Below are 21081 nucleotides of genomic sequence, written 5' to 3' on the forward strand. Positions count from 1 at the left end.
ACCTGAACACGCATTAGGCGGTTCAGGTTCGGATTCTTACTTATTATAAGCGTGTTTCTTAGGCTTACGGCTTTGACCTTGGCTGCTGCTAGTATTACTACTTCCACCACGACCTTCACGACGTCCACCACCGCTACCACGGTTCTCGCCTCCACGTCCACCTTGACGGCGACGATCATCTTGACGATAGCGTGATTTTCCACCGCCACCACCATCTCGACGAGGTTTTTTCGAACGAAGTGGTGCTTCATCAGTTAAACGAACTGGTGTTGCATCAGGCTCTTTTGTTAGAAGCTTTAATGCTGCAGATAAAGCTGTAGTAGCATCAGTATCTTTAAGAAGCTCTTCTGCAGCTCCACGATAAGATTCTGCTCCATTTTCAACTTCAGTCAACGCACGCAATTGCTCAATAGCAAGCTTTTGTTGGCCTTCAATGGCTTGCTCTAATGTTGGAGCATTGTGACGAACCATTTTTTTCTTAGAAACACGTTCAATTGCTTTGATATGATCTCTTTCACGAGGTGTACCAAATGTAACCGCGATTCCAGAACGTCCTGCGCGACCTGTACGTCCAATACGGTGTACATAGCTTTCAGGGTCCTGTGGAAGATCAAAGTTGTAAACGTGAGATACTCCACTAATGTCTAGTCCACGAGCAGCCACATCTGTAGCTACAAGAACATCAATTAGGCCGGTTTTGAATTTACGAAGAACGCTATCACGTTTCGCTTGATTCAAGTCACCATGAATACCTTCTGCACGATATCCTCGTTTGATTAGAGCTTCAGCAAGTTCATCTACACGACGTTTTGTACGACCAAATACAATCGCAAGTTCTGGAACTTGAATGTCAATAAGACGAGTTAACGCGTCAAACTTCTCACGCTCGTATACCTCGATATATTGTTGCTCAATGTTTTCCATTGTTACTTCTGTTGATTTAACAGCAATAACTTCTGGTGAGTCCATGAACGTTGTTGCTAGCTTTTCAATACGCTTAGGCATTGTTGCTGAGAATAGAAGTGTTTGACGCTCAGATGGAGTTTCTTTCAAGATGGTCTCAATATCTTCAATGAATCCCATGTTCAACATTTCATCTGCTTCATCAAGGACAACTGTGTCTACTTGATCAAGTAGAATCGTTTTACGACGCATGTGATCCATCAAACGACCTGGTGTTGCGACCACGATATGTGGATTCTGTTTTAAATCGCGGATTTGTTTACGCATGTCTTGACCACCGTAAACAACAACTGTGCGTACACCTTTTTTGCGGCCAAATTTAATTAATGACTCAGCAACTTGATTTGCAAGTTCGCGTGTTGGCGCAATAACCAATCCTTGAACTTCACGTTTATCAATATTAATTCTTTCTACTAATGGAACACCAAATGCTCCTGTTTTCCCTGTTCCTGTCTGTGCTTGACCAATGATGTCAATCCCTTTTAATGCTTTTGGAATTGTTGCTTCCTGGATTGGTGTTGCTTGATCAAACCCCATACCTGTAACTGCCTGAACCACTTGCTCGCTCAGATTAAAATCATAAAATGTTGCCAAATGACAAATCTCCTTTAGGGCACCCTTCAGATGGTGACACGCTAGTCAGCCTTTCATCTCCACTTGGAGACGCGTAAATTATAACGCAGAAAGACCATACCCCTAACAACCTGGATATGGTCGTCTGCCTGAATATATGTGTCGCCTACATACTAAGGCGCTTATAGTTTTTTTTCCAATGTTAATCATATCACGGCTGATGACTTAACGCAATGGGCGCTTATTCTTTTACCTGTTAGATCTGCTCTCATGTGAGTTCAAATCATTAAATATGCTGACCTAAAAAATAAAAATCTATACTTTTTTAAAAAAAGTTTTAAAAATAGTGATCCCTTGTCCTACTCTTTGCGTTACCTAATTGAAACCAGCAAAAAAGGGGGGTCAAACACATGTTCACAGATGTTCTTGTTCAACTATTTGAATCTGTCAGCAATGTTATTGGGACTCTCGGCTAAAGAAACCATGTAAAAAGAATGCATTCATTAAAAAAAGTAAGGAGAAGGAGGGAACGGCACATGTTTACAGATATTCTTGTTCAATTATTTGAATCAGTAAGCAACGCAATTGGTACTCTTGGTTAATTTTCATCACTACTTAACTTTTTATAAAGGGGGTCATCATTTATGTTTACAGACATTCTTGTTCAATTATTTGAATCAGTAAGCAACGCAATTGGTACTCTTGGTTAATTTTCATCACTACTTAACTTTTTATAAAGGGGGTCATCATTTATGTTTACAGACATTCTTGTTCAATTATTTGAATCAGTGAGCAACGCAATCGGTACTCTTGGTTAATTTTCAGCACTACTTAACTTTTTATAAAGGAGGTCATCATTTATGTTTACAGACATTCTTGTGCAATTATTTGAATCAGTGAGCAACGCAATTGGTACTCTTGGTTAATCTTCAGCACTGCTTAACTTTTTTATAAAGGGGGTCATCATTTATGTTTACAGATATTCTTGTGCAATTATTTGAATCAGTGAGCAACGCAATTGGAACATTAGGTTAATAAAAAAGGCCTGTGAGAGAGTGAAGTCTCACAGGCCTTTTTTTCTGCTTATTCGGAAGGAAATGCGGTTAAGAACTGTTCATAAATTTCTGTTTCTGCAGCTCCAACAATTCGTTGCTCTTCCACACCATCTTTATAATGAACCAATGTTGGCGTGGACTCTATATTATGATCACTCCAGCCTTGTTCAAATTCACGCAAATTATATTGAGGTATATCCTCATCTAATTCTTCAGCTAAATCAACCAATCTCGGTGTAGCTTCTTTACAATGCGGACAATCTGAAGCATAGAAATACACTGTGAACGTCTCTTCATTATCTAGTCTATCTTGAAGTTCCTCAGGTAAAATCGCATTTTGATAATTTGGATCATCAACGATATCCATTGTTGCTGGAGTCAGCTCGTCCTTTCCAAACTGATTATCAGCCACCGATTCCATCTTTTGCTTATTGCTTGTAATCGTTAATAAGGCGAGTAGTGCAAAGACAACAACGATAATGCTACCAAAAACTAAAATCTTCTTCATATTATCAACCCCTGGATTTCTTTACTATCACGATACTCGTGATAAGTATGATTAAAAAAGCAGTTCCTGCAAGAAACGGAATCGTTACAAAACCAAACCAATTTATATATTCCCCTGTACATGGTACCCGTCCACAACCTGGCCCTGTACCAACCGTGTCCGGCATCTTTTGCAAAATGTAGTGATAAATTGATATACAGAGTCCAATTCCTGATAAGGCTGCTGCATAAATAGCTGAGCTAGCTTCTTTTCTTATGATTCCAATTAATAGAATAACGACTAATGGATACATTAATATGCGCTGATACCAGCATAGTGTACATGGTTCAAATTGACGAATTTCAGAAAAATATAATGAACCTAATGTTGCTGTGAAAGCTGTGCCCCAAGCGAGCAACAATAAATTTTCAACTATTTTTTTCATAGCTTGTCCTTTCTCATATTCATTCCTTTAATTAAAGCTTTTAGTTTAGCGCTTTTTATAGAGCTATAAAAACTTTATCAAGATCCTTTTAAGTTGTCACTATTTTTGTATTATATATCAACTTCCCAATCAAAATTTATACATGGTTTTGACACATTCAGCCAAAACTAAGTTCGATAACTTTTATTAGGAGGCTATGTAGTCAGATGAGTGACACGACTAAGAATTCAAATGAACAAACATATTGGCGCACAAATGTACAAATGCCTGAATTTGCACCACTTTCAAGTAGTATTGAAGTAGATGTTGCGGTTATTGGCGGAGGTATTACTGGCTTAACTACTGCGTACCTACTCACTGAGCAGGGGAAAAAAGTGGCTTTGCTTGAGGCGGATCGAGTGTGCGAGGGCACAACTGGCCACACCACTGCTAAAATCACGGCTCAACACGGGTTTATTTATGATGAGCTTATAAGTCATCTAGGCAAAAGCGGAGCAAACATTTATTATCAAGCCAATCAACGAGCTCTCGCTTTTATTAGAGAGTTAGTGTCTACGCAAGAAATCGAATGTGACTTCGAGGATGAACATGCCTATCTTTATGCAACCACAGATCAGGGCGTGGCCAAGCTTAAAAAGGAAAAAGAAGCATATGAACAGTTAGGTATTCCTCATGAATGGCTTGATTCACTTCCTATTAACATTTCTGTTAAAGCAGCTCTTTGCATGAAAAACCAAGCACAATTCCACCCACTTAAATTTATGGCTTTTTTGGCTAATGAAATTGTTAAAAAAGGTGGACTCATTTTTGAGCAAACGGTTGCTCTTGATATTAATCACGATGCAAAACCAACTGTGCTCACCAAAAATGGTTACCCTGTAACCGCATCCTCTATCGTCGCAGCCTCTCACTTTCCTTTTGTTGATAAAGGCGGACTCTATTTTTCACGGATGAAAGCAGACCGTTCGTATATCGTCGCTGCTGAAACAAACGATAATTGGCCAGGAGGCATGTATTTAAGTGTCGATAAACCAAGTCGCTCTATCCGAGCTTCTACTAGTGAAGGAAATACCACTATACTGTTAGGCGGGGAACATCACAAAGCCGGACAAGGTGGAGACACTCGCTCTTATTATGAAGCATTAGAAACTTACGGAAACGAACACTTTGATTCATTTAACATAACGCACCAATGGTCAGCTCAAGATCTAACGACACTAGACAACCTTCCATACATCGGCCGCTTATCTCCTTTACACACGGACCTATTTGTTGCTACTGGATACCGAAAATGGGGAATGACTGGTGGAACCAATGCAGCAATGATTTTGGCAAATGTTATTATTCATGGTTCAGACGAGTTTGAAAGTGTATTCCTCCCCAGTCGTGTTCATGCCGATCCAAGTATCCGTCATTTCTTAAAAGAAAACGTAAATGTCGCATCTGAGCTCATCAAAGGAAAAATTAGCCCAGATGAACAAAGCATCGACAGTCTTGAGAAAGATGAAGGAGCAGCCGTCCACTTTGAAGGTAAAAAAGCCGGTGCTTATCGCAACAGTGATGGTGAGATTTTTATTGTTGATACAACCTGCACCCATATTGGCTGTGAAGTTGGCTGGAATAAAGGCGACCGCACATGGGATTGTCCTTGTCACGGTTCACGATTTTCCTATTCGGGTGAAGTCCTTGAAGGCCCTGCTAAAAAGCCACTCCCACTTCTATCAAACAAAAAAGTAACGAATTAATAAGAAAAGCTGTGGGAAAACATTCCACAGCTTTCTTCATTTCATGTAGAATTAGTAAGGTAACCAGGTAAAAGATAAGTATTGATGGAAGGAGCTGAATACATATGAATGGACAAAAGCGTGCAGATATAAAAGCCGGTTTACGTGTAGAAATTGTGTTGAAACAAGACCAACGATCAGGAAAACGGACGGAAGGAATCGTCAAAGACATCCTCACTAACTCCCCTTCTCACCCTCATGGCATCAAAGTACGCCTTACTGATGGTCAAGTTGGTCGAGTGCAAGCCATTCTGAATTAGTTTGAGAAAAATTCAAAAATACGGAAACCAGATCACCTTCCATTCGTATATACAACTAAAGCACATTATCTAGAGGCTTATTAATGTAGGGAGGGAGTGTCTGGTATTAAGTGGGTAGATATTAACCAGCGGTCATAAGGCTTCAGAGGAGGGAATCTACATGGAAAACATCGAACAAATTTACTTATACGGATTAATCGCAGGTGGTGTACTTACACTGGTCTATATTTTATTAAGCGATATGCTTGATGGACTGTTTGAATTTATACCAGATGGCTGGTTTAATCCAACACTTATTCTTTCATTTGTAACCTTTTTGAGCGCTGGAGGGTATCTACTCGAAACGCTTACTTCGATTAACAGTATTATCATTCTTGTCTCGTCTGCTCTTTTATCATTATTGTTAGTCATGCTATTAAATATTTTTGTCTTAATCCCCTTATCTAATGCTGAAGAATCAAATGCGTATACGGAGGATGACTTAATAGGTCGTGCCGGACAGGTAATTGTCTCCATTCCAAAAGACGGTTTTGGAGAAGTAATTTTACACGATACAGGAGGAGCTGTCTCGAAAACAGCAAAAGGATTTGACGAGGAAGAAATTCCATACGGAAAAGATATACTTGTTATTGATATTAAAGAAGGCGTTGCCTATGTATCTGTGAAAGAAGACGATCTATTATTTTAATTCTAGGAGGAATTTAATTGAACGATTTATTTATTACACCAACTATTCTTGTTATTGCAGCTGTAGCTGCCATTGTTTTAGCTTTAATCGGTGTATTCGTTACGAAATACCGCACAGCAGGTCCTGATGAAGCATTAATTGTTACAGGTAGTTATCTTGGTGGTAAAAACGTAAATATCGACGGTGCTGGAAACCGCATCAAAATTGTACGCGGTGGTGGTACCTTTGTTTTACCGGTATTCCAACAAGCCAAACCACTTAGCCTTCTTTCAAGTAAGTTAGATGTACAAACACCTGAAGTTTATACCGAGCAAGGTGTACCCGTTATCGCTGATGGTACTGCTATCATAAAAATTGGTGGCTCGATTAGTGAAATTGCTACAGCTGCTGAGCAATTCCTCGGAAAAACACGTGAGGATCGCGAAAATGAAGCAAAAGAAGTTCTTGAAGGTCACCTTCGTTCTATCCTAGGATCTATGACTGTTGAAGAAATCTATAAAAACAGAGAGCGTTTCTCACAAGAAGTTCAAAAGGTTGCATCTCAAGATTTAGCTAAGATGGGTCTTGTGATTGTTTCATTCACGATTAAGGATCTTCGCGATACAAATGGATACTTAGAATCTCTTGGTAAACCAAGAATTGCCCAGGTAAAACGAGACGCTGATATTGCAACAGCTGATGCACAAATGGAAACTCGTATCAAACAAGCGGAAGCAAACAAACTTGCACAACGTTCTGAGATTGAACGAGCAACAGAAATTGCTGAAGCAGAGAAAGATAATCAGTTGAAAGTAGCTGAATACCGTACCGAACAAGAAAAAGCAAAAGCTCTTGCTGACCAATCTTACCACTTGCAAGAAGCTCGTTCGAAACAGGAAGTTACTGAGCAGCAAATGCAGATTCAAATCATTGAGCGTCAGAAGCAAATTGAGCTAGAAGAAAAAGAGATTGCTAGACGTGAACGCCAATACGATTCAGAAGTTAAGAAAAAAGCAGATGCCGATCGTTATGCGGTTGAGCAAGCAGCGGAAGCATCAAAAAGTAAGCAATTGGCTGAAGCCGATGCAGATAAGTACCGTGTTGAAGCAATGGCTAAAGCCGATGCAGAAAAAGTTCGTGTTGATGGTTTAGCACATGCTGAAGCTAACCGTGCACAAGGGGAAGCTGAAGCAGAGGTTATTCGTCTTAAAGGTCTTGCTGAAGCCGAAGCGAAAGAGAAAATTGCTGAAGCCTTTGAAGGGTATGGTCAGGCAGCTATGCTTGATATGATCGTAAACATGCTTCCTGCCTATGCGAAAGAAGTGGCAGCTCCACTAGGTAATATTGATAAGATTACCGTTGTTGATACTGGTGGTAATGGTGAAAATAGCGGCGCTAATAAAGTTACAGGCTATGCCACAGACTTAATGAGCACTTTGCAACATTCACTAAAAGCATCTTCTGGAATTGATATGAAGGAATTGATTGAGAACTTCTCTGGAAAAGGAAATATTCGCTCGTCTATTGAAGAGTTAACAGACGAAGTGAAAAAATCTGGTGAAGAGTTCGAAACTCCAGTTACTGACGAATCAAAGGATTCAACTGCATCTTAATCTTATAAAAGGATGAGACTGGCACAAATCTATTATAGTTATCTAAAAACCCGAACCATTATGCGGTTTAACTCGCATAATGATTCGGGTTTTTGTCAATTAAAGTAAGAGAGTGAGGCTACCGCTCCGGACATACACTCCGCACCCACGGGAGTGCTGGTGAGCCCCCTTGTGCTTACGCACTGCGAAGTCTCACCCTGGCCTTTACTCCCATAGGAGTCTACATGTATGTCCTACGCTGGTTTTGGTTCATTTGTAAAGGATTGAGTTACTAACAAATGAGCAAATATCAGCTTTAGCTGTGTAATCGATAGATTGTTCGCCTTTTCATCTCATCTGTATGGTTATGTCCCAGTCTAATCCTTTTTTCTACAGCCTCAGTCTTCTCTTTTAATGAAAAGAACCTTCAAAAAGTTCCCTTCCTTATACTGCTTGAGGTAAGGATAGTCATCTGGTACCGTATATTCTTCTAGTATGGTATACGCAACCTTCTCACTTGCAAAAGCTTGTTCTACAAAGGATTTAAACTTACGCATGCCAAGAACACTATTATTTGTAGAAGCGACAATGACACCATTCTCTGCTGTTACTTTAATAGCCTGTTTTAATAAGGCTGAATAATCTTTGGTGACACTGAATGTTTGTTTCTTTGAACGAGCAAAGCTTGGTGGATCAAGCACAACAAGATCAAACCGGAGCTCTTTTTTCTGAGCGTATTTAAAATACTCAAAAACATCCATCACATGAATGCGCTGCTGCTCCAAATCAACTTCATTCACTGAGAATTGCTCAATTGTTCGCTCCTTGCTTCTCGAAGCTAGATCGACACTCGTAGTCTGTACAGCGCCACCTGTTGCAGCAGCAACTGAAAAAGCACCGGTATAGGAAAAGGTATTTAACACTGATTTTCCTTTAGCATAGTGTTCATTAATACGTTTACGAACCTCACGTTGATCGAGAAAAATTCCGGTCATTGGACCATCATTCAAATACACTGCATAAGACAGGTCATTCTCAATAATGAACAATGGTTCTGGTGCTTCCTCCCCTGTAACAAAGTCATCACCTTCTACGTAAGCTCCTTTGTTAGCAAAGCGTTTTTTCTCATAAAGGCCTATAAATGGATAGGTTCTGTAGACAGCTTCAACTACCCATTCTTTCATCGAATAGATACCCTCACTGTAATACGTGATTACACCAAATTCACCATAGAAATCAATTGTTAAGCCACCAATCCCGTCGCCTTCCCCATTAAACACACGGAAAGCGGTCGTTGATTCATCCGCAAATAACCGACCTCTCATTGCAAAGGCTTTCTGAATACGTTGTACAAACAGCTGAACGTCTATGACTTCTTCTTTTTTTGTAGAAAGAATCCAGCCCCGTCCTTTATTTTGTTCACCATAGTACCCTTTAGCCACAAATGCGCCAGCTTCATCCTCAATCGTTACAAGGTCCCCTTCAACTGGGTGTTCATCGAGCTGTTCCAATAATTCCTGCTCAATCACAGGATAACCTCGCTTATACAATGCCGTTAATCGACTATCTGCCTGAAGTTTAATCTCTGTACTACTCATAATTACTCATCCTATCCTTCTTCAACTTCTTTCCTTGCCTATTATAGCATGGACTTCTCATTGTCTTTTATGACTAGAGTGTAAATGATTGAATGGTTCGTTTTCCGTGATCATCTGATTCCTCATATTGACCCTTTGTATATTCGTGAATTACTTTTTTCCAAAAAGCTTGGGCCGGTTTGTTTTCTTTAAGTTGAGCGACCACCCAATTCCCTCGCCAACGCTTGAACACCTCAAAGGCTGCCTTTTTCCCTATTCCTTTTCTGGAGTAAGACTTTAACACAAAGAATTCGTTTATGGCATTTGGAGACGTGTCAGAGGTTGCCTCTAAAAGGACAAATCCAGCCAGTTGATTATTTGCCATTATAAATAAAGGCGTTAGGTGTGGCTCAATCCAGTATCCATCTAACTTAAACGGTTCAAACCTTCCATCTTTATCTAACTTAATATCATCTATATATTCACTAAATTCATAAATATAAAATTGCATGAGATTATGCAGAATTGGAGCCTCTTTAGGCGTAACAGGTATTATTTGTACTTCCACGGAATATCCTCCTCATTTTCGGCTCATCATCTACTTCTTTTATTATGCTGAATATCCTCCAATAAAAACAAGAGTACTCTTTAAGAGTACCCTCATTTTTTTCTTGTTTTTTATTCTTGTTTAAATTGCATATACACAGCATGTGTGACAAGAAAGTCACCAACACCGTGTTTGCCGTCTGTACCACCAAGTCCTGATTGGCGTAATCCCGCATGGTATCCTTGAATCGCTTCAAAGTTCTCTCTATTCACAAAGGTTTCACCGAAAAGCAATTCATCCGCTGCACGCATAGCTTCATGATAGTTTTCTGTGTAAACGGATGAAGACAAACCATATTTTGAGTCGTTTGCCCATTCGATTGCTTGATCAAACTCCTTGAAGGTCATAATCGGTAGGACCGGTCCAAAAATCTCTTCTTGAATGATCTCTGACTTTTGTTCAACATTCACAAGAATAGTCGGTTCATAGAAAAAGCCTTTTTCTGTTTTAGCTTGTTGACCACCCGTCACAACGCGAGCTCCTTCTTCAATAGCACGCTGTACCATTTCATGGACACCTTCCAAGTGTTCCTTATTGATTAAAGGACCAATGTCCGCTTGTTTATTTTGAAGCGGGTTACCATACGTCGTTTCTTTGAATGCCTTTGTTAATTTATCAATAAATTCATCAGAAACATCTTCATGCACATAGACGCGCTCTGCATTTGTACACGCTTGTCCATTGTTCGTTAAACGAGATGCAGTAATATTCTCAACCGCTAAATCAATATCAGCATGTTTTGTGACAATGGCAGGTGCCTTCCCACCGAGCTCTAAATTTACTTTGGTCATATTCTGAGCCGCCGCTTCCATCACCTTGGTACCAGCTCCAACACCGCCTGTCATCGTAATCATGGCTACTTTCGGATGACTAGCTAATATATTTCCTACCGAAGAGCCTTTACCAGTAACAAGATTATACACTCCTGCTGGCAGATCAGATTGATCCACTAGCTTTGTAAATTCAACAGCCGTGTTTGGCGTTTGCTGGCTCGGTTTCAATACAATAGAGCAACCAGTTATTAAAGAAGTTGCCACCTTACGCGCTAAAATAAATACAGGGAAGTTCCAAGGAACAATTCCACCTACAACGCCAATCGGCTTGCGTTGCATAAGAATTTGTTCATTCGGACGATCGCTTGGTACAATCTCTCCTTCAATACGTCTAGCCCACTCGGACATGTAATAGAAATAGTCGATAGCCGTTTGAACTTCTCCATTTGCCAACTCATAGTCTTTTCCTTGTTCCTCAATTAATAGCTCAACAAAACGTTCTTTATTGGCCTCAAGACGTTGACCAAGATCGCGAACAATTTTACCTCGTTCTACCTGAGTTTGCTTTGCCCATTTCTTTTGTGCTTCAAAAGCCGTTTCAATTGCTTGGTTTGTCTCTTCTTCCGTTGCGTTTGCTATTTTCGAAATCACTTGCTCAGTTGACGGGTTAACTACATCAATCATTTCATCTGATTTCGAGTCAACATACTTTCCGTTTATATATAGTTGATGTACATTCATTGATCGCTCACTCCTAATAAACAAATTACTGTTTTTTCTCTTTAATTGAGGTACCACTTGGACGGTATTGAATTTTTATATTTGAAAGAACCTCATTTGCTCCAAGTTCCACACTCTTTTGATTCGATTTCTTTATTACATCTAAAACAGTGCCTAACTCTCCTTCAACCACTGTTTCCAATGGACCAACCTCGTAGGTTAAACCTGATTCCTTAATGACATTTACAATCTCTGAAAGAATTCCCTCAGTATGATCATCTTTACCATTGGGTAGAATTTGAATGCCTGCTACTACAGTAGACAATGAAATCACTCCTATTTTTTAGATTGTACTGAGTGTGTACCCCTTACGAATACTGATAAACCTTACTGTAGTCATTCACAAAAAATTCATGAGCTGAATGCATTCTTAGTCAACGAAGTAGTACAATAGAGACAAGATGATCTAAATAGGAGGTTGTGTAACATGAGAAATCCATTTAAGCAATTTAAAATCGTTGGTTATTTAGAAGGAATGTCTTTTTTGCTACTACTCGGAATTGCTATGCCACTTAAATACATCTGGGGAATGGATATGGCTGTGACCATTGTAGGAGCTGCCCATGGTGGATTATTTGTTTTATACGTTGCTGCCATTTTTTATATGATGGTACGAGTTCGCTGGTCACTGTTAACCGCTCTTCTTGCCTTTATTGCTTCAATCGTCCCATTTGGTCCATTTATCTTTGACGCCAAAATTTTAAAGCATCAAGAAACACCAGCATAATACCTCCCTTAGTGAAGCCCTTATATAAAGGGGCTTTTTCTTTTTTTACATGCATAAATTATTTAGTTATGTTTCATCCTAAACGAGCTGGGTAAACATACTATACAGGAGGCGATTAAAAATGAAACCAGTATATAAAGAATTTAAAAATGACGAAGAAGTAGTAACAGCAGTTCAATCTCTAAAAACTCAAGGTGTACATGAGGATAATATCTATGTGATTACACATGATGATGATCGCACAAATCGTATTGCAGATAATGCTGACGCGAACACTGTAGGAGTAAGCGAAACAGGACTTGGAACTTCTATTAAAAACGTATTCCGTAAAAAAGGTGACGAGCTTCGTGCTAAATTTGAAGAAATCGGATTTAGTGAACAAGAAGCGAAATTACTAGAAGATAAGTTAGACCAAGGTAAAGTAATCCTTGCTATTAAAGATGCACCCGCGTCATTGACGATTTAAGTAAAATACACAAAGGACCGAACAATGAAATCATTGTTCGGTCCTTTTTTCGGATATACATTCTTCGCTATCACAAGCCCATGCTGCTTCGATGCTGTCGACCTTCTTTCATAAAAAACACCCCAAACGTTAGATTTTGTATCTAACGTTTGGGGTGCACCACCACTCGGGTTTTTTAATGGAATAATGTAATTAGATCTTTTTTTATGGAGGCAGTTATCGTTCCAACCGACTCAAATGGAACTGCTTTGCTAAAATAAAATCCTTGAATTTCATCACAATTCATCCGCTTTAAAAGCTCCACTTGTTCCTCTGTTTCAACTCCTTCAGCTGTAACAGTTAACCCAAGCTTCTGAGCAAGTGAAATAATTGAGGTAACAATATGGTATTCCTTTGACCCACTTATTACATTTTGGATAAATACCTTATCAATTTTGATTTTGTTAACAGGTAACATGCGTAAATAGTTTAACGAAGCATGACTTACTCCAAAATCATCAATGGCAATTTTGAAACCAGCTTTTCGCAAGCGTTTTAGCTTATCAATGGTTGCCGCTTCGTTTTCTAGTATCGAATGCTCTGTAATTTCAAGCTCAATATGACGTGGGTCCACTTCATGTCTTTTTGTCGTATTTAGAAGAAGTGATTCAAGCCGATCTGATTCAAGTGTTTTTGTTGATAAATTCACGGAAACGCAAACGTCTTGATTCAACAGACCACCAATTTGTTGACATACCTTATCAATGACCCATTCATCAATCGTCTCAATAAATCCACACTCTTCAGCCACTAAAATAAATTGATCTGGTGAAATAAATCCTAATTTCGGACTAAACCACCTTATCAATGCCTCGTAGTGAATCGCTTCAGAACGCAAATGAACAATTGGCTGATAATAGATCGTGAATTCTTGATTCTCAATCGCTTTGTTTAATTCTCTTTGAAGCATGTTCTTATCTAGCTCACCATTACTGCGGCTTTTATCTACGCTAAATTCCTCAACTTTATTTCCACCAAGCTGTTTTGCCTCGAACATAGCGCGATACGCTTGCATAATTAAACGATCAACTGTTTTAATTTTTTCGGAGTTTTTCGATATCCCAATACTAGCTGTAACATGAATCTCTATATTTTTGATTATAAAAGGAGCTTCTAATGAAGCTTGAAGGTCTTTAGCTACTGCAAGAGCCTTATCACCGTTTTCTACCGCTAAAATTAATTCATCTCCAGTAATTCGAGCTAGAGTCGAATGGTTGTCCAAAAGAGATTGAAGCCTTTTAGCAATCTCGGTAATCATGGATTCAATGCAAACATGACCAATTTTGTCGATGATACTATTAAATTTGTCTATATTAATATATAAAAGCGCTAAGTTTTGTTGGTTAGGTTGGTTTTCCAGCTTCTGTTGGACGAATTCTCTAAAATGATTGAAACTAGGTAAACCAGTTTGTGATTCAAATGTTGCTTCATTTACTACTTTTATGCGTTCGGAATAAACTAATAGAAAGATGGCATCCGTATTTTCCACATCTAGTGGCATCATCACAGTACGTATAGATTCTATGGAATTTGACTTCTCGTCAAACATAACAGCTTTCATTTCTTCAATGGCTTTTAGAAATTGTGGATACATCCGTTGTGTTAAATACCTAGGAATGACATCATCCATATATTTACCCATTGATTCCTTAGTAAGATAAGCAGTTTCTTCCGTTTTCACACTAATATATTCATAACGAAACCGGCCGTCCACATACTTAAGTATATACACCGTGTCATATGCATTTCGCAAAGCATCGGCTAGCTTCACTATTTGAATATTAGCTTGTATAGTCAAGGTCTTATATAGACTCCTTTCTCCTGCGTCCACTCAGAAGTCTCTACTTATATATCGTAAAACACATCGGTTATTTCAAGTGCTTCCACTAAATAAGTTTTTAGTTCAAGATAAGGAAAATCACGATGTACGATTTGCCGTCTCTGACTTTTTCTTTTTACGGTCTCTCATTACCTTACGAATAACTGGATATAGTACTGGGCCCCATCTTAGAGCTAATCGAATCAACCGTGGCATAATGACCACTCCTTCAACATTTATATGTCTTTGTTATTCCCTTCATTATCAGAAAAGAAACATTTTATTTGTTTTTACGTTATCATCATAGGGAAGACATTATTAAAAAGAGATAATTGATAGGCAGGTGATTAGATGAACAGATGGGTTTCTACTTCAGAAAAGTCAGCATTTTTAAATTGGTTTCTTAAGAACCATCGGTTAAAAAGTAAAGAGGCTCGTACGATTCTGGACTATATGATTGGGCACTCACATATATTAGAACATGTAACCTTTACTGATACAATTTCTTCATCCTCAAAGTCCATTGTTATATCTAGTATGCAATCGGACGAGCCTGGATTTGTTTATTATGATCATACTAAAAAGAGTGATGACCCCTCAAAAGTATTAGGGGATCTAATGGCTCACCCTGCCATTAGAAGGAATCTTGTGATTCATTTCTATGGTAGCCATATTCATTCTAGCTATCAGCAATTGCTTCAAACCCCTATTAAAGAGCAGTTTCAAAACTATAAACGCTTTAAAAGATATGAACACGAAACAAAAGGGATCTTAACTCAGATCCAGCAGCAGACGGATCGTGCAAGCCTGCTTGCTGAAATTGACCGTGCACTAGACGAGCGAAATGAGGCTCGATTCAAACAACTAACCATCCAACTTAATGAGCTAGATCAGAGTAAATCATAATTGAGAACCCTTTTGTTTGATCGATAATAAGGCCTTTTTAAGTAGAAGTGGCGCAGTCTCTGTTGAGTAAGATAATTGCAGACGTTCTGTTCTTTTATGTGCATCTTTGCCAAATGGACCAATATTAATTGTTGGAATATCAATATTTGCCATCTGCTTGAGTGGAACGTCATACCCGTTTCCAAATAACGGCATATGATCCTGCAACGTTTGGATAGCTGCCTTGTCCCCACTGTTCCGACAGTAGCTTACATCAGAAAGACCCGGAAAAAATGTCTTAATCGCTACTTGCTCTCCACAGCATTCATCGGCATACTTTTTTAGATCATCTACAATTGTTAACAAATCAAGATCCTTCTTGTGATCAAGACTTACATGCGGATAATAAGGTGGTTGCAGTAATACCAAATAAAATGGCGCTAGATCAAGAAAATAACCGGATAATTTTCTGGCAATAGCTAGCGTTTGCTCGGAGTAATCCTCTCTTCCTGTGCTGATTGTTTCAACCGCTTCTTTATACGTCTGTTGAAATGAGTCTCCATACTTTTCTACTCCTAATCGATAAAGATCTGAGAGTGTATAAACCTTTGGCTCTGGAGCCTCACTGATTAATCCAGTTGGCGCATTTGTTTGAGTAGATCTTAAGCTAACCAACCGTTTATATATGCTTTCACTTGCCCTCTTACACGCTTCAACCACCTTATCTATGACCCCAACTGGCGGTGTTGATAGCGTTAGAACATTATACAAGAGGTACGCTTCATTAGGTGTTTGCACATCATAACTGTCCTTCAAATCACGTATTCTTAGACAAGTTGGAGATGGGGATTTCTCTCCCAGCGCCTCATCCGCAAATACTTCTGACCATTCCATTTCTACCGCTATTTGCGCAGCCATAACCGAAGCATTGATTCCTTCTAGTGGTTGCCCAACATGTGTCTCTCGCCCGAGACAATAAATAAACGGCAACAGTTTACCCGTTGACCCTGTATACACATATTTCTGATAGTCATTAGGAAAAGATGAGAAATTAGGTTCGCTGCAAATACACGCATCAAATGACCAACCATCTTGCTTCATACGATCAAGCTCTTCAACAGCTGCAAACATCCCTTTAGATAACTTCTCCTCATCTGGAACAGCCACTAAAAGTAGATTTTGTTTTTCTGATGTAGATTCGCTAAAGTCTTGCAGCATCGACAATTGCATCGCAAGTCCTGCCTTCATATCCATCGTGCCACGACCAAATAGATAGTCACCGGAAAGTAAGTCTTCTCTGGCATGTGCATCGAGATACCCTTGCTTCTCTTTTTTTAACTCGCTCTCTAACTGATCTGGCAAAAAAGCATATGGTTTATATTGGCCAAAATCATCAACACCAACCACATCAAAATGACTTAATAGAAGGGTTGCATGTTTTGATTGTGGATCTCCTTCCATTAATGCCACCACCGCTTCTCTTTTTAAAGGATCTCCGTGAATTGGCACTTTCTTTATATGCTGAGGGTTCTTTTTGAAATAATTCATCCGCTGAAGAATTGTAACGATCACACTCACCATCTCACACTCGCCATGCGTACCAGAAACGCTTGGCTGGTTGACTAATTCCAGGGTCAGCTGCTTCACCCTATCCGCATGTTCATACTGCATGTTCTTCTGCTGATTCATTATCATCGCCCCTTTTTTCTCTCTCTTTTTATGCCCTTTTTTATTTCTGATTTGTTTTTACATTATGCATAGCCCACCCACAATGCCTCTGTTTTGAATATCATTATGTAGAATAATACCGGGCGTTAGACTCATCATAACAATATTGCCGAAATGTGACGAATGATTTTTCTAATAATTGTTTATTTTTAGTTAGATTATCTACTAAGGTTTACAAGTCTCACGATCTTGACAAAATTGGCGTGGACTATTAAAGTTTACTTAGTGCAACTTTTAGTCGCTTGTCATACTTTTTCTGAAGTGTAAGTAATAATAAGGGGATTACAGCATGAGGAAATCAATATTCTATCTTAATATATTCTTTATCTTAACGTTACTTGTATTATCTGGTTGTCAATCTTCATCAGAGACCGTGAACGAAGATCAATTGCAAGTCGTTACTACAACAGCACAGATTGCAGACCCATTACGTATAATTGGGGGCGACCGCATTCATGTAGAGAGTTTGATGGGACCAGGTGTGGACCCTCACCTCTATGAAGCTTCCCAAAGTGATATAAGCAGGCTAGAACAGGCAGATATACTCTTTTATAATGGTGTCCATCTGGAAGCCAATATGAGTGAAGTATTCGAACATACATCGGTACCAACCTTTGCGTTTAGTAGCGCAGCAAATCCATCTGATTTGTTAGAAGATCCTGACCGCCCTGGTTCTCCAGACCCTCATATCTGGTTCGATATTGATATATGGGAGAAAGGGATCGATGCGGCTGTTGATCAACTGAAGGAAATTTCTCCTGAAGATGCAGCTTTTTTTGAAGAGAACAAACAAGACTATCTACTTCAGCTCGAGCAGTTAAAAGCATATGCATTAGAGAAACTAGGGTCCATTGATGAAGACCAAAGGGTTTTAGTTACAGCCCATGATGCTTTTCAATATTTTGCACGGATGACGAACTTAGAAGTTGTTGCATTACAAGGCTTAAGTACAGAGTCAGAGATTGGTATTTCTGATGTTCAATCAACAGTTCAAACCATAGTCGAAAAAGAAATTCCCTCTGTTTTTGTGGAATCCAGCGTGAATCAAAGCGCGATTCAGTCAGTCATTGAAGGTGTTAAAAGACAAGGCCACCAAATTAACCTTGGAGGCGAGCTTTACTCTGATGCAATGGGAGAAAGAGGAACAGAGGCAGGCACATATATCGGAATGTATCGCTATAATGTAGATACTATATACGAGGCTCTATCAGGAGGGACAGAATCATGACACATGTATTAGAAGTTAAAGATGTCAGTGCGGCATATCGAAAAAATAAAGTCTTAGAACACGTTTCATTTAATGTGGAGCAAGGTACTTTAACAGGAATCGTTGGTCCTAATGGAGCAGGTAAATCAACGTTAATAAAAACACTCCTGCAACTCCACCCCTCCCTCTCTGGAGATGTTGTATTTTTTGGGCATACTTTAAAATCAACGAAAACACGGGTAGGTTACGTTCCTCAACGGGGATCTGTAGACTGGGATTTCCCCACAAATGCTCTTGATGTTGTGATGATGGGTCTTTACCAAAAGATCGGCTGGTTTAAATGGCCTATGCGACGACACAAGGAAAAAGCCTTTGAAGCGTTAGAGAAGGTCGGCATGGCTGACTATGCAAATAGACAAATCAGTCAGCTCTCTGGTGGACAGCAACAACGTGTTTTTCTTGCAAGAGCTCTCATTCAAGAAGCAGATCTGTATTTCATGGATGAGCCTTTTGCTGGTGTTGACGCTTCTACAGAGAAAGCCATTATGACGATTCTCAAGGAACTTAAAAATACAGGAAAAACCGTATTAGTAGTCCACCATGACCTACAAACGGTTACGGATTATTTTGATCAAGTCCTTTTGTTAAATCGTTCTGTTATTGCTCATGGTCCAACTGAGACTGTATTTAATTCAGATACAATTTCAGATGCTTATGGCGGTGCAGTTCGTTGGATGAAGGAGGGATTCCAACATGAGCATCCTACTGTCTAGTAACTTCCAATGGGTTCTGCTTAGCACAACCTTGCTTGGTATAGCAGCCGGGATGTTTGGTACACTTGCATATTGGAGAAAACAAAGTTTAATGAGTGATGCTCTTTCACACGCTGCACTACCTGGAGTTGTTATTGCCTTTCTCATTATGAACGAAAAAAATCTTCCCTTTCTCATTCTTGGTGCCGGTATGAGTGCGTTACTTGGAGCCTTTTTCATTCAAGCGATTAAAACGTCGACGCGAATTAAAGAAGATACCGCAATGGGTATGATTCTCTCTGTATTTTTTGGAGGAGGCATTATGCTTCTAACCATTGCCAATCGTTCTGGTGGAGGTAACCAAAGTGGGCTCGACAGCTTCATTTTCGGTCAGGCAGCCACCATGGTTCAATCAGATGTCTACATGATGGCTGGTCTTGCTGGTCTTGTAATCTTAATTATTATCGTTGCGTTTAAGGAATGGAAGCTCTTTTTGTTTGATGCAAACTTTGCCCAAGGTCTCGGCTATTCACTTAGAGGATTAAATATCATCTACTTACTTGTTCTTGTGATTACAATTGTCATAGGTATTCAAGCAGTAGGAGTTATTTTAATGGCTGCCCTTCTTATTATCCCCGCCGTTAGTGCGAGGTATTGGACTCATTCCTTCAAAACAATGATGGGATTATCCGCGTTATTTGGAGGCGTTTCTGGAGCACTCGGTACATTTATAAGTGCCCAAGGAGCAGGCTGGCCTACAGGTCCATTTATTGTATTGTCGGCTTCTTGTCTATTTCTTGTATCACTTGTTTTAGGTAAAGAAAAAGGTCTCTTGATCGAGTGGCTAGAATACCGGGCTGTTCGTCGTGATAATCAGCCGAAGGGAGGCCGAGCATGACATATGTAGCTTGGATTCTTATCACGGCTTCTTTAGTAGGAATGTCTTGCGGTATGATTGGGGTCTTTCTTGTTTTAAGACGTATGGCGATGATGGCAGATGCAATCAGTCATACCGTCCTCCTTGGTATCGTGTTAGCCTTTATGATTACCAATAGTCTAGAAGGGGTTCACATGTTAATTGGTGCTGCTCTAGCAGGGTTGCTAACAACCTATCTGGTTCAATGGTTTCAGTCAAAAGGAGTCCAATATGATGCATCTATTGGTGTTGTATTCACGAGTTTGTTTGCCATTGGTGTTATTCTTGTATCTACCAGTATCGGAAATGCTCACTTAGATATTAAACACACATTGATGGGTGAGATTGCATTTATTCCATGGAATACAACCACACTTTCTCTATTTAACCTTCAGTTTGAGGTACCCGTGGCCACATTAACGCTTTTTTGTGTCTTTCTATTGGTTCTTGGCCTCATTCTTGCTTTTTATAAAGAATGGAAAATCACTGCCTTTGATCCTGCCTTGGCAGCAAGTCTAGGATTCCCAGTAATTGCACTCCATTATCTCTTTATGACGCTTGTCTCTCTGACAACAGTTGCTTCATTTGATGCAGTAGGAGCCATACTTGTTGTTGCGATGCTTATTACACCAGCAGCATCTGCCTACCTTTGGACAGAAAAACTCTCGGTCATGCTCGTTCTGAGTGCATCATTTGGAGTCATTTCTTCCATCGCAGGGTATTATATTGCTGTTTGGCTAGATACTTCGGTTTCAGGGTCGATGGCCTTTTCAACAGGTATTGTCTTTCTGATAAGCTTTATTTTCTCACCATCACATGGCCTGATCTCTCGTTGGGTTCGACCACAACAAAACAAAGAGTCCATATCATCGCTAAAAAGTTAATTTGAAGCTTTGACTGAACTGGTTTATTCAGGATAAAAAACGAAGCACTATGCTGTTTAAACAGCATAGTGCTTCCGTTTTTTGTCCAACCATAA

General features: G+C 39.5%; 20 protein-coding genes. 11 read left to right on the plus strand and 9 right to left on the minus strand.

Annotated elements, in window-relative coordinates:
- Positions 1-36 precede the first annotated feature (36 nt).
- From J2S05_RS09470 to J2S05_RS09480, 3 genes are all read right to left on the minus strand, one after another.
- Entirely contained in the window at positions 37-1557 is a 1521-nt protein-coding gene (locus tag J2S05_RS09470; RefSeq protein WP_306982161.1) for a DEAD/DEAH box helicase, read from the minus strand.
- 1062 nt (positions 1558-2619) lie between these two features.
- The gene (locus tag J2S05_RS09475) at positions 2620-3099 is read right to left on the minus strand and encodes a thioredoxin family protein (protein WP_306982162.1); all 480 of its coding nucleotides are present in this window, start codon (positions 3097-3099) and stop codon (positions 2620-2622) included.
- Positions 3100-3103: 4 nt separating this feature from the next.
- Positions 3104-3523 (minus strand): disulfide oxidoreductase, encoded by a 420-nt coding sequence (locus J2S05_RS09480; protein WP_306982164.1) that lies wholly within the window; start codon positions 3521-3523, stop codon positions 3104-3106.
- 206 nt (positions 3524-3729) lie between these two features.
- Here J2S05_RS09480 and J2S05_RS09485 point away from each other — a divergent pair, with 206 nt between their 5' ends.
- From J2S05_RS09485 to J2S05_RS09500, 4 genes are all read left to right on the plus strand, one after another.
- A complete protein-coding gene (locus tag J2S05_RS09485) occupies positions 3730-5268 on the plus strand; it encodes an FAD-dependent oxidoreductase (protein WP_306982165.1) in 1539 nt (512 codons plus the stop codon).
- Positions 5269-5372: 104 nt separating this feature from the next.
- Positions 5373-5567 (plus strand): YwbE family protein, encoded by a 195-nt coding sequence (locus J2S05_RS09490; RefSeq protein WP_251607637.1) that lies wholly within the window; start codon positions 5373-5375, stop codon positions 5565-5567.
- Between the two features lie 160 nt (positions 5568-5727).
- Positions 5728-6255 carry a hypothetical protein gene (locus tag J2S05_RS09495; protein ID WP_306982169.1) on the plus strand — a complete coding sequence of 176 codons (528 nt, stop codon included), beginning with the start codon at positions 5728-5730 and terminating at the stop codon, positions 6253-6255.
- Between the two features lie 17 nt (positions 6256-6272).
- A complete protein-coding gene (locus J2S05_RS09500; protein WP_370873624.1) occupies positions 6273-7847 on the plus strand; it encodes a flotillin family protein in 1575 nt (524 codons plus the stop codon).
- Positions 7848-8224: 377 nt separating this feature from the next.
- Here the strand turns inward: J2S05_RS09500 and J2S05_RS09505 are convergent, their stop codons facing one another.
- The 4 genes from J2S05_RS09505 to J2S05_RS09520 all read right to left on the minus strand — a co-directional run bounded on the left by J2S05_RS09505 (position 8225) and on the right by J2S05_RS09520 (position 11828).
- The gene (locus J2S05_RS09505) at positions 8225-9424 is read right to left on the minus strand and encodes a class I SAM-dependent rRNA methyltransferase (protein ID WP_306982171.1); all 1200 of its coding nucleotides are present in this window, start codon (positions 9422-9424) and stop codon (positions 8225-8227) included.
- Positions 9425-9497: 73 nt separating this feature from the next.
- On the minus strand, positions 9498-9971 hold the full coding sequence (locus J2S05_RS09510) for a GNAT family N-acetyltransferase (protein ID WP_306982172.1): 474 nt from the start codon (positions 9969-9971) through the stop codon (positions 9498-9500).
- A gap of 110 nt (positions 9972-10081) precedes the next feature.
- On the minus strand, positions 10082-11524 hold the full coding sequence (gene aldA / locus J2S05_RS09515; RefSeq protein ID WP_306982173.1) for an aldehyde dehydrogenase: 1443 nt from the start codon (positions 11522-11524) through the stop codon (positions 10082-10084).
- 25 nt (positions 11525-11549) lie between these two features.
- Positions 11550-11828, minus strand: a complete 279-nt coding sequence (locus J2S05_RS09520) for a thiamine-binding protein (RefSeq protein WP_370873625.1) — start codon at positions 11826-11828, stop codon at positions 11550-11552.
- 162 nt (positions 11829-11990) lie between these two features.
- Here J2S05_RS09520 and J2S05_RS09525 point away from each other — a divergent pair, with 162 nt between their 5' ends.
- Complete coding sequence (locus J2S05_RS09525; RefSeq protein WP_306982177.1) at positions 11991-12290, plus strand: DUF3817 domain-containing protein; 300 nt, start codon at positions 11991-11993, stop codon at positions 12288-12290.
- 121 nt (positions 12291-12411) lie between these two features.
- Positions 12412-12756, plus strand: coding sequence for a YflT domain-containing protein (locus J2S05_RS09530; protein ID WP_306982179.1), 345 nt, complete (start codon positions 12412-12414; stop codon positions 12754-12756).
- Positions 12757-12931: 175 nt separating this feature from the next.
- Here J2S05_RS09530 and J2S05_RS09535 read toward each other — a convergent pair whose 3' ends face one another.
- Positions 12932-14593: a putative bifunctional diguanylate cyclase/phosphodiesterase gene (locus J2S05_RS09535; RefSeq protein ID WP_306982181.1), complete on the minus strand. Its 1662-nt coding sequence runs from the start codon at positions 14591-14593 to the stop codon at positions 12932-12934.
- Positions 14594-14965: 372 nt separating this feature from the next.
- On the opposite strand from J2S05_RS09535, the gene J2S05_RS09540 reads away from it, so the two are divergent.
- Positions 14966-15520, plus strand: a complete 555-nt coding sequence (locus tag J2S05_RS09540) for a YpiB family protein (RefSeq protein WP_306982183.1) — start codon at positions 14966-14968, stop codon at positions 15518-15520.
- On the opposite strand, the gene J2S05_RS09545 is transcribed toward J2S05_RS09540, so the two are convergent.
- Positions 15515-17188 (minus strand): M20/M25/M40 family metallo-hydrolase, encoded by a 1674-nt coding sequence (locus tag J2S05_RS09545; RefSeq protein WP_306982185.1) that lies wholly within the window; start codon positions 17186-17188, stop codon positions 15515-15517. The two genes, J2S05_RS09540 and J2S05_RS09545, sit on opposite strands and share 6 nt — an antisense overlap.
- A 328-nt stretch (positions 17189-17516) precedes the next feature.
- On the opposite strand from J2S05_RS09545, the gene J2S05_RS09550 reads away from it, so the two are divergent.
- From J2S05_RS09550 to J2S05_RS09565, 4 genes are read left to right on the plus strand one after another with little or no spacing between them, the layout of a single operon-like run.
- Positions 17517-18455 (plus strand): metal ABC transporter solute-binding protein, Zn/Mn family, encoded by a 939-nt coding sequence (locus tag J2S05_RS09550; protein ID WP_306982187.1) that lies wholly within the window; start codon positions 17517-17519, stop codon positions 18453-18455.
- Positions 18452-19207, plus strand: coding sequence for a metal ABC transporter ATP-binding protein (locus tag J2S05_RS09555; protein ID WP_306982194.1), 756 nt, complete (start codon positions 18452-18454; stop codon positions 19205-19207). The genes J2S05_RS09550 and J2S05_RS09555 overlap by 4 nt, the downstream gene beginning before the upstream one ends.
- Entirely contained in the window at positions 19188-20084 is an 897-nt protein-coding gene (locus J2S05_RS09560; protein ID WP_306982197.1) for a metal ABC transporter permease, read from the plus strand. The genes J2S05_RS09555 and J2S05_RS09560 overlap by 20 nt, the downstream gene beginning before the upstream one ends.
- Positions 20081-20986, plus strand: a complete 906-nt coding sequence (locus J2S05_RS09565) for a metal ABC transporter permease (RefSeq protein WP_306982199.1) — start codon at positions 20081-20083, stop codon at positions 20984-20986. The genes J2S05_RS09560 and J2S05_RS09565 overlap by 4 nt, the downstream gene beginning before the upstream one ends.
- Positions 20987-21081 lie beyond the last annotated feature (95 nt).

Source organism: Alkalicoccobacillus murimartini (assembly GCF_030813245.1).
GTDB classification, from domain to species: Bacteria; Bacillota; Bacilli; order Bacillales; family Bacillaceae_D; genus Alkalicoccobacillus; species Alkalicoccobacillus murimartini.

Coding starts and splice junctions, on each gene's coding strand:
- J2S05_RS09485 (WP_306982165.1), top strand. CDS start 3,730: ATGAGTGACACGACTAAGAATTCAAATGAACAAACATATTGGCGCACA.
- J2S05_RS09565 (WP_306982199.1), top strand. CDS start 20,081: ATGACATATGTAGCTTGGATTCTTATCACGGCTTCTTTAGTAGGAATG.
- J2S05_RS09545 (WP_306982185.1), bottom strand. CDS start 17,188: ATGAATCAGCAGAAGAACATGCAGTATGAACATGCGGATAGGGTGAAG.
- J2S05_RS09495 (WP_306982169.1), top strand. CDS start 5,728: ATGGAAAACATCGAACAAATTTACTTATACGGATTAATCGCAGGTGGT.
- J2S05_RS09550 (WP_306982187.1), top strand. CDS start 17,517: ATGAGGAAATCAATATTCTATCTTAATATATTCTTTATCTTAACGTTA.
- J2S05_RS09540 (WP_306982183.1), top strand. CDS start 14,966: ATGAACAGATGGGTTTCTACTTCAGAAAAGTCAGCATTTTTAAATTGG.
- J2S05_RS09480 (WP_306982164.1), bottom strand. CDS start 3,523: ATGAAAAAAATAGTTGAAAATTTATTGTTGCTCGCTTGGGGCACAGCT.
- J2S05_RS09560 (WP_306982197.1), top strand. CDS start 19,188: ATGAGCATCCTACTGTCTAGTAACTTCCAATGGGTTCTGCTTAGCACA.
- J2S05_RS09490 (WP_251607637.1), top strand. CDS start 5,373: ATGAATGGACAAAAGCGTGCAGATATAAAAGCCGGTTTACGTGTAGAA.
- J2S05_RS09505 (WP_306982171.1), bottom strand. CDS start 9,424: ATGAGTAGTACAGAGATTAAACTTCAGGCAGATAGTCGATTAACGGCA.
- J2S05_RS09530 (WP_306982179.1), top strand. CDS start 12,412: ATGAAACCAGTATATAAAGAATTTAAAAATGACGAAGAAGTAGTAACA.
- J2S05_RS09525 (WP_306982177.1), top strand. CDS start 11,991: ATGAGAAATCCATTTAAGCAATTTAAAATCGTTGGTTATTTAGAAGGA.
- aldA (WP_306982173.1), bottom strand. CDS start 11,524: ATGAATGTACATCAACTATATATAAACGGAAAGTATGTTGACTCGAAA.
- J2S05_RS09475 (WP_306982162.1), bottom strand. CDS start 3,099: ATGAAGAAGATTTTAGTTTTTGGTAGCATTATCGTTGTTGTCTTTGCA.
- J2S05_RS09555 (WP_306982194.1), top strand. CDS start 18,452: ATGACACATGTATTAGAAGTTAAAGATGTCAGTGCGGCATATCGAAAA.